Raw genomic sequence first — 13,322 nt, forward strand, 5'->3', positions numbered from 1 at the left:
GAGCACTTGCCAGCTAACAAAAACCCCACCCAAAAGGTGGGGTTTTTGCGTTTCTAGTTCCCGTTTCTCAACCCCTCTCAACTCACCTTCCATTCGCAATACCGCCTACTCAACGGCTTCCCTATCCAGCAACACGCTAAAATAGCGTCTCAGCCGGATGTGTTCACGGCTTTTGCAAAACAGGTCCCCATGCTACGTCTAAGCGAAATCAAGCTGCCGCTTGAGCATTCGGAAAGCGAACTCGAGTCGGCAATTCGCTCACGTCTCGCGCTTATTCATGTCCCTGCCGATGGCCTCATCCGCTATACGGTATTCCGGCGCGCGCACGATGCACGCAAGCGCTCCGACATCAAGCTCACATATATCGTCGATATAGACGTGAAGGACGAAGCCGCTGCACTACCTCATCTGAACGATCAGCCACATTGCACAGTGACGCCGGATATGGCGTACAAATTCGTCGCGAAAGCGCCGGAGTCGATGAAATCACCAAGGCCCGTCGTGATCGGCATGGGGCCGTGCGGTTTGTTCGCTGGATTAATTCTCGCGCAGATGGGCTTTCGCCCGATCATCCTGGAACGAGGCAAGGCTGTGCGCGAACGGACCAAGGATACGTGGGGCTTGTGGCGCAAAAACGTGCTGAATCCCGAGTCGAATGTGCAGTTTGGCGAGGGTGGTGCCGGGACGTTCTCGGACGGCAAGCTGTACAGCCAGATCAAAGATCCCAAGCACTACGGCCGCAAGGTGCTTGAAGAGTTCGTGCTCGCCGGCGCGCCCGAAGACATTCTTTATCTGAGCCGACCGCATATCGGGACATTCCGATTGGTCGGGATGGTCGAGAAAATGCGGGCGATGATTCATCAACTCGGCGGGGAAGTGCGCTTCGAGACGCGCGTCGAAGATATTGAGATCGATGACGGCAAGGTGCGAGGTCTCACGCTTTCCAATGGCGAAACGCTGCGCTGCGATCACGTTGTGTTGTCCGTCGGACATAGCGCCCGCGATACTTTCGAGATGCTGCACAACCGCGGCGTCTACATGGAAGCGAAACCCTTTTCGCTTGGATTCCGGATCGAACATCCGCAAGGGCTGATCGATCGGAGCCGGTTTGGGAAATTTGCGGGACATAAACTGCTCGGTGCCGCTGATTACAAAGTCGTCCATCACTGCAGTAACGGTCGCGCCGTCTATAGTTTTTGCATGTGCCCGGGTGGAACGGTGGTGGCGGCGACGTCGGAACCGGGACGCGTCGTCACGAACGGAATGAGCCAATATTCACGCAACGAGCGAAACGCGAATGCGGGGATTGTCGTCGGAATCACGCCGGACGATTTCCCCGGTGGTCCGCTTGCGGGTATCGCGTTTCAAAGACATTGGGAAGAGCGGGCGTTCGAGCTCGGTGGCGGTGATTACTGCGCGCCGGGACAACTGGTCGGCGATTTTATTGCGAGACGGCCATCGACCTCGCTTGGGTCCGTCGAGCCGTCGTATAAACCCGGCGTGCGTATGACCGATTTGAGCAGCGCATTGCCCGAGTACGTGGTTGAGGCGATTCGCGAAGCGCTGCCTCAGATCGATAAGAAAATCCCCGGTTTCGCCATGCACGATGCTGTGTTGACGGGTGTGGAGACGCGCACGTCATCGCCGATACGGGTTCGCCGAAAGGACGATTACCAAAGCGTGAACGTCGATGGTTTGTATCCTGCGGGCGAGGGTGCGGGATACGCCGGTGGTATTTATTCAGCGGCGATCGATGGGATAGAAGTGGCCGAGGCGCTGGCGTTGAAGATGATGGCGGCTTAGGTCACAACGTCACGTCAGCCACTCGAGTTCGCACGACGAGTGTCGCAGGCGAAGGTGCGGGACACCCTCGGACACGCCGGTGGCAGTTATTCGGCGGCGATCGATGGCATCGACATGACTGCCATGTAGAGGGCGCCCGCTCAAGCCTTCGCAGGCGGATGCGCGGTCCTACGGTAAAGGCATTTATTTCGCCTCAATCAAAGACACCGAAACGGCCGCAGCGCTGTCGCCAAACATAATGGACGCTTAACCCGCAGCCTTAATCGCAACCCGCACGACCTAGCGCCCCCCCCCAAATCACGTAATCACGCCCACCTGCCACGGCACGAATTCGTTTTGCCCATAACCGTGTGCTTCGCTCTTTGACGCCACACCCGACGCGCAGTCCAGCATCATCTTGAAAATGGCTTCTCCGAGTTGATCGATGGATGCGGTCCCGTCGATAACCCCACCGCAATTGATATCGATGTCTTCTTCTTGCCGCTCCCACAGCGCCGTGTTCGTGGCGAGCTTCAGCGAGGGTGAGGGCGCGCAGCCGTAAGCCGAGCCGCGCCCGGTCGTGAAGCAGATCAAATTGGCCCCCGACGCGACCTGGCCAGTCGCCGAGACGGGATCGTAGCCGGGCGAATCCATGAATACAAAACCCTTCGCATCGATACGTTGCGCGTATTCATAAACCTCCACCAGCTTCGTTGTGCCGCCTTTTGCGACTGCGCCAAGCGACTTTTCCAGAATTGTCGTCAAGCCGCCAACCTTGTTTCCCGCCGATGGATTGTTGTCCATCGCAGCACCATTTCGCGCGCAATAATCCTCCCACCACCTGATGCGCGTCAGCAGTTTCTCGCCGACTTCCCGGCTCACCGCGCGTCGCGTGAGCAGATGTTCTGCGCCATACACCTCCGGCGTCTCCGAGAGAATCGCCGTGCCGCCATGCTGTACAAGGCGGTCAACAGCCGCGCCCAGTGCCGGGTTCGCCGAGATCCCCGAATAACCATCGGAGCCACCGCACTGCAGGCCAACGATCAAATGCGACGCCGGCACGGGTTCGCGTTTGACGCGGTTGGCATCGGCGAGCAGTTCTTTCACCATCGCGATGCCGCGCTCGATTGTCTTGCGCGTGCCGCCGCTGTCCTGGATTGTGAAGCTGCGCAGTTTCGTGCCGTTATCGTTTAAACCGGCCGAGCCCAGGATCCCCGAAATCTGATTCGTCTCGCAGCCCAGGCCGATGAACAACACCGAATGGAAGTTCGGATGGACAGCGTAACCGGCGAGCGTGCGGCGCAGGATCGCGATGCCATCACCAAGCGAATCGATGCCGCAGCCCAGTCCATGCGTCAACGCAATCACGCCATCCACGTTCGGGTAATCGGCGAGTGCTTCTGGACGGACATCGCGACGAAAATGATCGGCGATAGCCCGTGCCACCGTGGCCGAGCAATTCACACTCGTCAGGATGCCGATGTAATTGCGCGTGGCCACACGGCCGTCGTCGCGGCGAATGCCCATGAACGTGGCGGGTTTATCGGCGAAATGGGTTTCGCGTATATCGACGCCGAACTCATGCTCGCGTTCGAATTCCGCCATGCCGAGATTGTGGACATGCACGTGCTGGCCGCGTGCGATGGCATCGAGCGCCACGCCGATGATCTGGTTGTAGCGCCGCACCGACTCGCCTTTGGCGATGTCGCGCGTGGCGATCTTGTGGCCAGGTGGAATCAGCCCGCTCACCACGAGCGGCTCGGTTTCAGACGTGATGCGCGCACCCGACATAAGCTGGCGCGTCGCGATCACGACATCGTCGTTGGGATGAAGGCGGATAACGGTGTGATCGATGGGCATAAAAAGTATTCCTCAGGACAGCGCCGCAATAAGCCGCCGCTGGTCAATTTTCAAGCCGAGTCGACGCGCAAGCTCGACTGCCTGTTTAAAGCGGCGTTGTTTTTTCTCGGCGTGATTACGCGCGATATCCGACAGCCGATGATCGAGAAACGGATTCTCGAAGCGGTCGCGGACATCGACGAGGTAGGCGCGTGCGGCGTCGTGCTCGCCGAGGGCGTCGAAGACGGGCAGCACTTCGTCATGCCACGTCGACTCCAATGCCGTGCGCCACGTGTCGTTGCGCATGGCGTCGCGGACGTTGGTGTCAGGCGCGGCTTGATCGGCGAGCCAGAGTTCGGCAAGCATCGTATGGCCGAGGTTGAGCAGCAGAAGCTTGAGGCGCTCGTAGTGGGCGAGGTCGTCGGTGAGCACGATGTCTTTGTGCTCGCAAGGCAGGACCATGGCGGGCTGGCGTTCGATTGCCCATAAGGCGTACGGCTCAGCGATTGCGCCAACGGGATTGATCGGCTCCGAGACAATGCGGTCGACCAGCGAGTTCGCCCAAATGCAATCGTGCTGCAGATAGCGGATGAATGCGCCGTCTGCTTGCCACCGCTTTGCAATGCCGATGACGAGATCGCGCAATGTGTCGCCATTACGCGATATGAGTTCGCAGGGAAATAAGCTCAGCGGTTCGGCGCCCGCGATAAACCGGTCGTGCAGCAGCACTGCTAGCTTGGCTGGAAACCCACGCGGGACGGAATTCCCCTCGAGGCTTTGCGCGGTATCTTCATCGAAGGAGGCGTAGCCGGTATCGCCGGTATTCGACACGACTACCTTGACGTCATGTCGCACGCGTTCGCGCAACGTGGACCAATCATCGGTGGCGTTTAGGGCTTCGGTAATCGCATCGCATTGAACGGTGATGTCGATGGTCGCATCGCCTTGCCGGCCGCGAATTCGCACCGGGTACACGCTTGAAGCGCGCAACGCGTCGATCCGAGCGCGGCTTTCCACATTCGATGTGCTCTGCACGACAGTAATCCGTCCAAGCGCCTTTGACGGTTCACGTCGCGCAGCCTCCGCGACGAACAAATCGACATGTGCCTGGAGAAAGCGGCTCGTGCCGAACTGGAGAATCGGATTGTTCATCGTCTGGTCGATCGTGTCAGCATTCGACCAGTGCTTTGATCACGCCCGCCGACGGATCGAGCAGCTTGGGAAATTCGTCCGGCAAATCGCTCAACTTCAGCGTATGCGTGTTGAGCGCTGCAGTAGGAATCAGGCCGGCGCGCATTGCGGCAAGCACGGTCTCGAAGTCGTCCGGCGTGGCGTTACGGCTAGCTAGCAGGGTGGTTTCTCGCTTGTGAAACTCAGGATCGGCAAACGATATCCGGTCGCTAACAATCGATATCAGCACGTATTTGCCGCCATGCGCGACAAACTCCAGACCGCGTTCCATCGCTTTCACGTTGCCGGTGGCATCGAAGACGATATCGAAGAACTCGTTGCCGGTAAGTTCGGCAAGCTGTTTTGCGTCCGTCGCGGCGCCCGTAGCATCCAGGCGCACGATGTGATCGGCGTTTAGCAGCGTCTCGCAGAATCGCAAGCGGTCTTCGCGGCCATCCAGCACGGTGACTTCCGCGCCGCGCAGCTTCGCGAAGATCAACGCCGCCATTCCGATCGGCCCGGCACCAACCACAAGCGCGCGCTGCTTCGGCTGCACGTCCGCTCGCGCGACAGCGTGCGCACCGATGGCAAGGAATTCGATCATCGCGGCCTGATCGAGCGTCACACCGTCGGCCTTGAACACAAATGCCTGCGGCACGGCGAGTTGTTCGACCAGACCGCCGTCGGTATGCACACCCAGGACGCGAATATTCATGCAGCAGTTCGGTTTCTTCGCCCGGCACGCGATACATTTTCCACATGCCAGATAGGGCATCACGTAAACCTGATCGCCTTTCGCGACGCGCGCACCGGCTGGCGCCGATTCCACGATTCCCGATAACTCATGCCCCATCACCCGCGGATACGACAGATACGGCTGCTTCCCGGTGTAGATATGCAAGTCCGTGCCGCACACGCCGACACGCTTGATGCGGATCAGCACGTCATCAATACCGGGTTCGGGTGACGGCCGATCAATCAGAACGAGCGTACCGGGTTGTTCGCAGATGACAGTTTTCATGGGGATTGGATGATTTTTTTGGCCTTACCAGAACGCATGTTAATTTCCTAAAACGGAACTGGTCAAGCCAATTAGCCGCGGCTAGGGGTTTGGCCTGACCATCGGCGCCATCGTTGTTTAGAATTCAGCCTTTCCGCCGAAACGGCCAGCAAGTCCAAAAAGGAGTCTTCGTGGCTGTCAAACCCATCGAGACGCGTCGTCTCTACCTTCAGATCGCCGATAAACTGCGTGCGCTGATGGAGGAACAGGGCTTCGCGCCGAACGGCCGCCTGCCGTCCGAGCGAGAACTGGCGCTGATGCTCGGGGTGTCGCGGCCGTCGGTGAGAGAGGCGCTGGTGGCGTTGGAACTGGAAGGGCGCGTCGAGATCAGGATGGGTTCGGGCGTCTATATCTGCGCGCCATCGGCGCCCGGTTCGCGCCCGAACTTGCCGCCGGGCACGGAGTTCGGCGAGAGTTTGCTCGAAATCATGACCGCGCGGATGGTGATCGAGGGTGCGATCGCGGCGAAGGTCGCGGCGTTCGGCAAGCCCAAGGCGCTCAAGGCACTGCGCGGGATTTACGAAGCCATGGCCCGGGAAGTCGCGAACGGACAGATTCCACTGGCGGCGGATCGCGCGTTTCATCTGGCCGTGGCGCAGATGTCAGGAAACGACGTGCTGGTGCGCACGGTAGCGGGTCTTTTCGACGAACGGCATAGTCCGCTGTCGTCCAAGCTGCGGGTGCATTTCGAGGGGGAGGAAACGTGGGCGGCCGCGTTGAGCGAGCACAAGGACATACTCGACGCGCTCGAAGCTCGTGATGCCATTCAGGCCCAGGCTTCTATGCAGCGCCATTTGAAGGCGTCGTACGAGCGGCTGATGACGCGCCGCAAGCAGTAAAATTTTGCTTCAGGCCAGCCCGCGATGAACCCGGACTGGCCGCCAGAAAATACACAAACAGCGTAAAACGGGCGCTCAGCCAGGATAAGCCTCGTCCACTTTCAGCCCGGCGAGCTTGAAGATCACGCGCAGCGTCTGCGGAGCGATCTCGCGCCGTGAGGCGAGTGTGGTCAACACGAAATCCATCACTTTCGCGTACTTGAGCATGGTCAGGCACGTTTCCATGTCGGTGGTGCCGTCGCGCATGACTTCTGCGAGCCGCAACATTTCGCCTGAAATTTCTCGAGCCATTTCGAGTTCAAGTTGCTGCTTTTCGCTCCACTCGGGCATTGCGGTGAGCTTTGCAAGCATTTCCTGAAACTGCTGTTCGGCTTTACTGTCTCGGATTGGGTCCATCGCCGTCCTCATTTCGTTCGCGTATTCCCTCTGGGAACGCGCCGTGTTCATTAGTGTGTTACGTAACAGGCTGCGCATCGACGTGACATCCAGTGCCTTTCACCGGTCGTGGCCCCAAGCTTTGCCAAGGTCATCAGTTCGTCGCGCCCGCCTTGCTACCAGGGCGTGCTGCTATAAAATTCGCGGCTTGGCGCCGCCGTTCTGTCTGTCCATCCCGTTGGTTGTCCCGCTCTAAATGCACGAAATGTTCCATCTGAAACCGAGGTTCTTCAGTGCTTGTGCTGAAAAATCGAACCTCATTTGAGCCTTCATCAGTTTCCGATGTTGCGTCATGCGGGAGCGTCTATGCGCTTTTGGGTAAACTTGCCGATTTACATCGATACAACCAGCGGTTAGCGCACACTTCGCGCCGAATTTTCCGCGTGACCCCGCCTACAGAATCACTACGGTATCCAGACGATGGCCAAGAAGTCCCGGGCGCCCAATGCGCCCATCGCATCAACAGATTCGTCCGATCAAAAGCCGGAATCTTCGGCCAAGCACGACATTCGTCCCGGTCAGTCCCTCGAACTTTTGAAGGAACTGCACATCTTGACGCGCGACGGCAAGTTGAATCAAGACAGCCGTCGAAAGTTGAAACAGGTCTATCACCTGTTTCAGTTCATCGAACCTTTGCTTGCGGAAATTCATACAAAACAGGGTTCGGTGACGCTGGTCGATCATGGAGCGGGCAAGTCTTACCTTGGCTTCATTCTCTACGATCTCTACTTCAAAGCTCTGCGCGATCGGTCACATATCTTTGGCATTGAGACGCGCGCGGAGCTGGTTGAAAAGTCGGAGGAATTGGCCGCGCGGCTAGGATTCGACGGCATGTCGTTCGTGAATCTATCGGTGGCCGAATCGATTACGTCAGACCGTTTGCCCGAGACGGTGGATATCGTCACGGCATTGCATGCGTGCAATACCGCAACCGACGACGCCATTCATTTCGCTTTGCAGAAGAAAGCGAAAAGCATTGTGGTCGTGCCGTGTTGCCAGGCGGAAGTTGCATCGGTGCTGCGCAAGAACAAGGGGCATTCGCTCTCGAAGAACGTGCTGACGGAGATGTGGCGGCATCCGCTGCACACGCGTGAATTCGGGAGTCAGATCACGAACGTGCTGCGCTGCCTGCAACTGGAATCGCATGGGTATCAGGTCAGCGTGACGGAACTCGTCGGCTGGGAGCACTCGATGAAAAACGAGTTGATCATCGCGCAGTTCAAGGATCTGCCGCGCGGGAAACCGGCGCAGCGTCTTTCCGATGTCCTCGAAACGCTTGGTCTCGAAGAGATGCGCGAGCGGTTCTTTACGACTTGATGCTAGGGCTTGGCGCCGGCGTCGCGTTTCATGTGTTCCAGCCAGCCCGCGTGGCCTAGACGACGTAGCGTAGCCATGTTGCGTTCGTAGATATTGGCGGCGTCGGGGAACGCATCGACCGCACGTTCGATGCTCGCTTCGCGCAGCAAATGGAAGATCGGATAGGGCGCGCGGTTCGTGAAATTTTCGATGTCGCCAAGCTCGGCGTCATCGAATTGATAGTCCGGGTGGAAGCTCGCGATCTGTAGTTCACCTTCGAGCCGCAGTTGCTTCAGAAGCGTATCGGCGAAATGAAGGGCGTCGTTGTAATCGGCGAAATCGGCCAGCGCGTGCGGGACGATCAGCAACGTGGTGTCGGTCTTTTCCGGATCGGTGTCCGCCAGATGCTTGAGTTCCGTTTCCAGATCCACCAGCACGTCTTCGAACGTACGCGCCTCGCTGACGGCGTAGCGGATCCGATCCTTCACATATACCGCTTTGGCGAACGGGCACAGGTTCAGCCCGATGACAGCGCGCGTGAGCCAGTGCCGCGTGGAATCGATGACCTCGTCGTTCACGCTTGAACCTTGCCTTCACCGCAAGCGCTGCGTACGAGCAGCTCGGCTGTGGCCGGCGCCGTGCGCACCGGTCCGCAGCCCGGGCCGAAAGTCTGGCTCGCGGTGTACACGCCTTCGATTAGCAATGCGAGAGAATCGGCGAGATGCTGGGGATCGGCGGCGCCCGCGGCCGTCGATAATTCCAGCAACCGCGCCATCAAATACTCCTTGTTGCGCGCCACCGGCACCCGCGCCGGATGCTCGCGATCCCCGAATTCGCATGCCACGTTCACAAACGGACAGCCGCGATAATCCGGGTTCGACGCACGCTCGACCAGGTCAGTAAAGCTCTGCACGAGCGCTTTGGCCGGATCATCGGGATGTTTCGCGATGCTGCGCTCGATCCGTTCCCGGACGCGCGCGTCCATGCGCGTGAGGTACGCGACCACGAGATCGTCCTTCGACGAAAACTGCCGGTATACGCTCATCTTGTTCACGCCGGCGCGCTCGACCACCGCGTCCACGCTGATTGCGCGAATCCCGCCGCGATAAAAAAGGTTCTCCGCGGCGTCGAGCAATTGCTCCTGTGCGGTGGCGCCGTCCATGTGCCGGCGCACGGGTTTTTTATCGGCGACGGGATCTTCATTCGATACACGTACCACAGCCATGTCCTTTACTTCCGAAGGGATTCTTGACATGTTACCGAGCAGTCACTAAGCTCGCAACCTAAATGTGACTGAGCGGTAACGTTCGTCGATAAGATAACCAGAGGAAATCGGAGCGAAGGATGAATTGGGCAGCCAGGCGGCTTTCGGGCCGCATGCATTACGCGTGGATATCGGTCGGTGTCGTGTTTTTCGTGTTGCTCGCGGCCGCAGGCACGCGTGCGACCCCGAGCGTCATGATGTTGCCGCTCGAACAGCAATTCGGCTGGAGCCGCGCGACCATCTCGCTCGCGATCTCCATCAATCTCGCGCTATACGGCCTGACCGGACCGTTCGCCGCCGCCGCGATGCAGCGTTTTGGCGTTCGACCGACGGTGCTTGTCGCGTTGGGAACGCTGGCAACGGGCGTGGCATTGTCGGCGCTGATGACCGCACCGTGGCAGATGATCCTGGTGTGGGGCGTGCTGGTGGGCGGAGCGACCGGCGTAGCCGCGATGACGCTGGCGGCGACGGTGGTGAATCGCTGGTTCACGTCGCATCGCGGGCTGGCGATGGGCATTCTCACCGCCAGTTCGGCCACCGGCCAGCTCGTGTTCCTGCCGATGCTCGCCGCAATAGCGGAGCGCTTCGGCTGGCGTCCCGTGGTGCTGATCGTGGCGGCTGCGGCGGCGCTGGTGTTGCCTCTGGTGGCGTGGCTGCTGCCGGAGCGTCCCGCCGATCTCATGCTGCGTCCGTTCGGCGAACCCGCCGATGCGCCGCCGCCCGCGCCCGTCGCGCAGAAGAATCCGATCAAGCTGGCCTTTGGCACATTGGGCATGGCGAGCAAGACGCGCGATTTCTGGCTGCTGGCCGGCAGCTTTTTTATCTGCGGCGCAAGCACGAACGGGTATATCGGCACACATCTGATCGCGATGTGCGCCGATCACGGCATGACCGAAGTGCAGGGCGCGGGCCTTCTCGCCGCCATGGGCATTTTCGATCTCTTCGGCACCACACTCTCCGGCTGGCTGTCTGACCGCTTCAACGCCCGCGTGCTGTTGTTCTGGTACTACGGCTTGCGCGGGTTGTCGCTGATGTTCCTGCCGTATGCGTTTGGCATCGATTTCTACGGGTTGCCGGTGTTCGCCATGTTCTACGGACTCGATTGGATCGCAACCGTGCCGCCGACCGTGCGGCTCGCCACCGATGTCTACGGCAAGGAGTCGGCGCCTATCGTGTTCGGCTGGGTCGTGGCGGCGCATCAGTTTGGCGCGGCGTTCGCAGCGCTCGGCGGCGGCATGCTGCGCGCGAGTCTCGGCACCTACACCGTCGCGACGATGATTTCGGGCAGCTTGTGCATTGTGGCGGCGGTGATGGTGCTGCGGATCAACAAGGAATCGCGGTCGCGACCTGACGTCCACCGCTCCGGTGGCGATTTCAACGCTGAAGCGCGGGTTTAATAGCTTGGTTATTCTTATGGTCTTGCAGCGTGTTTCTGACAACACGCTGTCCAGACCAATCAACCAGGGATTCCCGCATGACCGAAAAAACCGCTCCTACTGAAATCGCGATCGACCCGTTGCTGGCCGGCCGATGGAGCCCGCGGGCGATATCGAACAAGGCGGTGAGCCGCGAGTTGTTGCATAGCGTGCTGGAAGCCGCGCGTTGGGCGCCATCCTCGTCCAACATGCAGCCGTGGCGCTTCCTGACCTTCGATCGCCATCACGATGAAGCCGCTTTCCAGAAGGCCTTCGCCACCTTGGTGCCGTTCAACCAGGGGTGGAACGCCAATGTTCCCGTGCTGATCTGCGTGCTGGCGAAGACCTTGACGCCCAAGGGCGATGTGAACCGCACGGCTCCGTACGATGCGGGTGCGGCGGCGATGTCGCTGACGCTCCAGGCGCATGCGCTCGGTCTGGCAGCGCACCAAATGGCCGGTTTCGATATCAACGCGTTCCGCGAGGCTTTCTCGCTGCCGGACGATGTCGAGGTGATCGCCATGATTTCGCTGGGGCATCACGGCGATCCGGCCTTGCTCAACGATATCTTGCGTGAACGCGAAAATGCGCCGCGCGCGCGGGCGCCGATCGGTGAAATCGCATTCGATGGCGCTTGGGACAAGGCGTTCAAGTAAGCGCTTTTGATCGACTGGACATGTTGGAAAGCGCGGCTGCCGGAGCCGCGCCGCGCGATCAGGCGATTGCTGTCCCGAATTCTCAATCCTCCACCGACGACAACGGCCGCGCGACGTCCTCCAGCGACCTGCGTTCCGCCGATACCCCCCAGATGCCCGCGACGACCGCCGCCAGCACCATCAGCGCCGAGCCTATCAGGTAGCCCGCAAACACGGCGCCGCGCTGATGCGTGTCGATCAGCCGGCCAAACAGCGCCGGCCCGATGATGCCGCCCAGCGCCGTTCCAAACGCGTAAAAAATTGCGATGGCGAGCGCTCGGATCTCAAGCGGAAAGGTTTCGCTGACGGTGAGATAAGCCGAACTCGCCGCCGACGACGCAAAGAAGAAGATCACCATCCACGAGAGGGTTTGCGTCGTGCTGGTCAGCCAACCCTGCTCGAACAAATAACCGCTGATCGTCAGCAAAACACCCGAAATCCCATAGGTGAAGGCGATCATCTTGCGTCGGCCGAGGATATCGAAGAGCTTGCCGAGCATGATCGGCCCGAGGAAATTGCCAATGGCGAACGGCAACACGTACCAGCCGATGTGATCCCCCGGCACGCCGTAGAAATCCGTGAGTACCAGCGCGTAGGTGAAAAATATCGCGTTGTAGAAAAAGGCCTGGGCGGTCATCAGCGTCAATCCGACGAGCGAACGCCGCCGGTGCGAATGAAACAGCGAGTGGAACACTTCGCTGAGTTTCGTATGATCGCGGGCGTGCAGTCGCAGCGGTTTAACGGGATCGGTGGGCAATTTCACGCCATGTTCGGCAAACCTGGCTTCGATGCCTTCCACAATTTCCTTCGCCTCGTCCACGCGGTTATGCGTGATGAGCCAGCGCGGACTTTCTGGCACCCACATGCGCATGAAGAGGATCAGCAGTCCCAGAATCGCGCCGATCAGAAAACATGCGCGCCAGCCGTAATCGGGCGGCAGCAGACCAGGATCGAGCAACACAATCGAACCTGCCGCGCCCAGCCCGGCACCGACCCAGAACGTCCCGTTGATCGCGAGATCCGTCCAGCCGCGCACGCGGACGGGGGTAAATTCCTGAATCGTGGAATTGATCGCTGTGTATTCGCCGCCAATCCCCGCGCCGGTCAGGAAGCGAAACAGCGCAAAACTGACGATATCCCACGAAAACGCGGTCGCCGCCGTGGCCGCCACGTACAAAAACAGCGTGATGAAAAAGAGCTTGCGACGTCCGAGCCGGTCCGTAAGCCAACCGAAACCCAGCGCGCCTATCACCGCGCCGGCAATGTAGGCGCTGCCGGCGAGCCCAACGTCGGCGTTCGAGAACTTCAATACATGGCTTGCTTTCAACGCGCTGGCTACGGCGCCCGCGAGCGTCACTTCGAGCCCGTCGAGCAGCCACGTGATCCCTAGCGCCAGCACAATCAGCGTATGAAAACGGCCCCACGGCAGCCGGTCGAGCCGTCCGGGCAGATCGGTTTCAATTATCCTGGCCGGCGCTTCGCCCTCTTCCTTGACCGCGTGGCGGGTCGTCGTGTCGTTCATGCGTT

Annotated in this window: 12 protein-coding genes; 5 read left to right on the forward strand and 7 right to left on the reverse strand. The window is 59.8% G+C overall.

What is annotated here, in order from left to right; all coding sequences use genetic code 11:
- Nucleotides 1-189 precede the first annotated feature (189 nt).
- Nucleotides 190-1,803, forward strand: a complete 1,614-nt coding sequence (locus M0D69_RS36705; RefSeq protein WP_301786726.1) for an NAD(P)/FAD-dependent oxidoreductase — start codon at nt 190-192, stop codon at nt 1,801-1,803.
- A gap of 297 nt (nt 1,804-2,100) precedes the next feature.
- On the opposite strand, the gene M0D69_RS36710 is transcribed toward M0D69_RS36705, so the two are convergent.
- From M0D69_RS36710 to M0D69_RS36720, 3 genes are read right to left on the reverse strand one after another with little or no spacing between them, the layout of a single operon-like run.
- Nucleotides 2,101-3,642, reverse strand: coding sequence for a UxaA family hydrolase (locus M0D69_RS36710; protein ID WP_301786727.1), 1,542 nt, complete (start codon nt 3,640-3,642; stop codon nt 2,101-2,103).
- A gap of 12 nt (nt 3,643-3,654) precedes the next feature.
- Entirely contained in the window at nt 3,655-4,773 is a 1,119-nt protein-coding gene (locus M0D69_RS36715) for a mannitol dehydrogenase family protein (RefSeq protein WP_301786728.1), read from the reverse strand.
- Between the two features lie 16 nt (nt 4,774-4,789).
- The gene (locus tag M0D69_RS36720; RefSeq protein ID WP_301786729.1) at nt 4,790-5,812 is read right to left on the reverse strand and encodes a zinc-binding alcohol dehydrogenase family protein; all 1,023 of its coding nucleotides are present in this window, start codon (nt 5,810-5,812) and stop codon (nt 4,790-4,792) included.
- 170 nt (nt 5,813-5,982) lie between these two features.
- On the opposite strand from M0D69_RS36720, the gene M0D69_RS36725 reads away from it, so the two are divergent.
- Nucleotides 5,983-6,690, forward strand: a complete 708-nt coding sequence (locus M0D69_RS36725; protein WP_301786730.1) for a FadR/GntR family transcriptional regulator — start codon at nt 5,983-5,985, stop codon at nt 6,688-6,690.
- A 75-nt stretch (nt 6,691-6,765) separates the two neighbouring features.
- Here the strand turns inward: M0D69_RS36725 and M0D69_RS36730 are convergent, their stop codons facing one another.
- The gene (locus tag M0D69_RS36730) at nt 6,766-7,086 is read right to left on the reverse strand and encodes a hypothetical protein (protein WP_047898402.1); all 321 of its coding nucleotides are present in this window, start codon (nt 7,084-7,086) and stop codon (nt 6,766-6,768) included.
- A gap of 459 nt (nt 7,087-7,545) precedes the next feature.
- Between M0D69_RS36730 and M0D69_RS36735 the strand changes: the two genes are divergently transcribed.
- A complete protein-coding gene (locus M0D69_RS36735; protein WP_301786731.1) occupies nt 7,546-8,442 on the forward strand; it encodes an SAM-dependent methyltransferase in 897 nt (298 codons plus the stop codon).
- Between the two features lie 2 nt (nt 8,443-8,444).
- Here the strand turns inward: M0D69_RS36735 and M0D69_RS36740 are convergent, their stop codons facing one another.
- Both M0D69_RS36740 and M0D69_RS36745 read right to left on the reverse strand, forming a co-directional pair.
- On the reverse strand, nt 8,445-8,999 hold the full coding sequence (locus M0D69_RS36740; protein WP_301786732.1) for a DUF1415 domain-containing protein: 555 nt from the start codon (nt 8,997-8,999) through the stop codon (nt 8,445-8,447).
- Nucleotides 8,996-9,583 carry a TetR/AcrR family transcriptional regulator gene (locus tag M0D69_RS36745; protein ID WP_301786750.1) on the reverse strand — a complete coding sequence of 196 codons (588 nt, stop codon included), beginning with the start codon at nt 9,581-9,583 and terminating at the stop codon, nt 8,996-8,998. Before M0D69_RS36745 ends, M0D69_RS36740 begins: the two co-directional genes overlap by 4 nt.
- A gap of 182 nt (nt 9,584-9,765) precedes the next feature.
- Between M0D69_RS36745 and M0D69_RS36750 the strand changes: the two genes are divergently transcribed.
- Together M0D69_RS36750 and M0D69_RS36755 are read left to right on the forward strand one after the other, a co-directional pair.
- Entirely contained in the window at nt 9,766-11,082 is a 1,317-nt protein-coding gene (locus M0D69_RS36750; RefSeq protein ID WP_301786733.1) for an MFS transporter, read from the forward strand.
- Between the two features lie 77 nt (nt 11,083-11,159).
- Nucleotides 11,160-11,756, forward strand: coding sequence for a nitroreductase family protein (locus M0D69_RS36755; protein WP_301786734.1), 597 nt, complete (start codon nt 11,160-11,162; stop codon nt 11,754-11,756).
- Between the two features lie 82 nt (nt 11,757-11,838).
- Here M0D69_RS36755 and M0D69_RS36760 read toward each other — a convergent pair whose 3' ends face one another.
- Nucleotides 11,839-13,317 (reverse strand): MFS transporter, encoded by a 1,479-nt coding sequence (locus tag M0D69_RS36760; RefSeq protein WP_301786735.1) that lies wholly within the window; start codon nt 13,315-13,317, stop codon nt 11,839-11,841.
- Nucleotides 13,318-13,322 lie beyond the last annotated feature (5 nt).

It is taken from the genome of Caballeronia sp. SEWSISQ10-4 2 (assembly GCF_030464885.1).
Classification (GTDB): Bacteria; Pseudomonadota; Gammaproteobacteria; order Burkholderiales; family Burkholderiaceae; genus Caballeronia.

Bases quoted from the DNA above. Each gene is read 5' to 3' on its own strand.
- M0D69_RS36745 (WP_301786750.1), bottom strand. From the start codon at position 9,583: ATGGACGGCGCCACCGCACAGGAGCAATTGCTCGACGCCGCGGAGAAC.
- M0D69_RS36710 (WP_301786727.1), bottom strand. From the start codon at position 3,642: ATGCCCATCGATCACACCGTTATCCGCCTTCATCCCAACGACGATGTC.
- M0D69_RS36715 (WP_301786728.1), bottom strand. From the start codon at position 4,773: ATGAACAATCCGATTCTCCAGTTCGGCACGAGCCGCTTTCTCCAGGCA.
- M0D69_RS36735 (WP_301786731.1), top strand. From the start codon at position 7,546: ATGGCCAAGAAGTCCCGGGCGCCCAATGCGCCCATCGCATCAACAGAT.
- M0D69_RS36720 (WP_301786729.1), bottom strand. From the start codon at position 5,812: ATGAAAACTGTCATCTGCGAACAACCCGGTACGCTCGTTCTGATTGAT.
- M0D69_RS36730 (WP_047898402.1), bottom strand. From the start codon at position 7,086: ATGGACCCAATCCGAGACAGTAAAGCCGAACAGCAGTTTCAGGAAATG.
- M0D69_RS36705 (WP_301786726.1), top strand. From the start codon at position 190: ATGCTACGTCTAAGCGAAATCAAGCTGCCGCTTGAGCATTCGGAAAGC.
- M0D69_RS36760 (WP_301786735.1), bottom strand. From the start codon at position 13,317: ATGAACGACACGACGACCCGCCACGCGGTCAAGGAAGAGGGCGAAGCG.
- M0D69_RS36750 (WP_301786733.1), top strand. From the start codon at position 9,766: ATGAATTGGGCAGCCAGGCGGCTTTCGGGCCGCATGCATTACGCGTGG.
- M0D69_RS36755 (WP_301786734.1), top strand. From the start codon at position 11,160: ATGACCGAAAAAACCGCTCCTACTGAAATCGCGATCGACCCGTTGCTG.